This window comes from Spartinivicinus poritis (assembly GCF_028858535.1).
GTDB classification, from domain to species: Bacteria; Pseudomonadota; Gammaproteobacteria; order Pseudomonadales; family Zooshikellaceae; genus Spartinivicinus; species Spartinivicinus poritis.
Genome location: NZ_JAPMOU010000155.1, coordinates 1 through 1,302 on the forward strand (window position 1 = coordinate 1; position 1,302 = coordinate 1,302).

Consider the following 1,302-nt stretch of genomic DNA (forward strand, 5'->3'; position numbering starts at 1 on the left):
CTGCATAACAAGTTCAGCAGCTATTTCATCGGGTTTATCTATAATTTCTAATACATATTTATCACTATAACCTGCCCTGGTAACTGCCTGGTTTATTTGATCAGGGTACAAATTAGCCGCGCCATAGCAAAATGTATCATCTTGACGTCCTTTAATCCTGCTTACCAAAGGTAAGCTACTACCACATTCACATTGTTTAGTCGTTTTACAAACAATATCACCCATCGCATACCGTATAATTGGTGTGCTTTTACGCCAGAGGTTTGTCACCACCATCGTACCTACTTCACCATCCTCAACAGGCTTCATGGTTTCTGGGTCTACTACTTCTAGCAGTAGTTCTGGTGCACACCAATGGGTATACCCCGTGGCTCGACTATGTGAACACTCAATGGAAGCCACACCAATTTCACCACAGCCATATATATCATAAATCTTACAATGAAACGCTGCCTCCATTTTTTCACGAAAAGCTTCCGTAAAAGGTTCACCACCAATTACTATTCGCTGAATACCTAGTTCAGAAAATTCCAACTCATTTTTTAGCTGATCATAAAAATAAGATAGAAACGATGGATAAGTAATTACATCAGCCGGTCTTAGTAACGCTAACTTATCTTTATGCCAATGAATCGGCATCCGCACATCCGCTCGCACTGTTGGTCCAAGTTGCTCGCTGCCATTCTGAATAAAAAAACTGGATGGCCAAGGTCCAGTGGGAAACATACAATATATTGATCTATTAGCGCGACCGTTATCAGTATAAGGTGAACCTACACCAGCAACACTTAACATCTGAGCAACATGCTTATAAATATGAGAGACTTCATTGTTAGCCACAGGAATTAACTTAGGTTTGCCAGTAGAGCCAGACGTTTCTAAAAAAGTAGTAATTTCACTCAAAGGCAACGAGCAAAAACTGGGAAACTTATCTTGTTTAAGCTGCTGAGGATCAATAATGGGTAATAAACTCAGCTGATCGAGTGAAGTTAATTGAGAGGGATTAACACCACTATCATCCAATAGCCGACGGTAAATGTTGTTATTGCTATAATGAAACTCAACAATATTTTTTAATTTATTTAACTGTAGACCAGGTATATCCTGAGCTGTTAGTCCCCAATACAGGTTAGAAGAATTATTCATCACTATTGTTAATTCCCTATTACATTTATACATGATTTACTACTGTATATAACATCAATTTAATGCTATATCTTTTGTATTACAGTATAAATCTTAGCAAGACACTAACGATTTATTTTACTCGAAAACAAAATCCAAAAAACACGTACTGACTGT

1 protein-coding gene is annotated in these 1,302 nt (G+C 37.7%); it reads right to left on the reverse strand.

Annotated features, from left to right (window positions below):
- A partial coding sequence (locus tag ORQ98_RS29465; RefSeq protein ID WP_274692400.1) for a phenylacetate--CoA ligase family protein occupies window positions 1-1,179 on the reverse strand: 1,179 nt, incomplete at its 3' end.
- Between the last annotated feature and the right edge of the window lie 123 nt (window positions 1,180-1,302).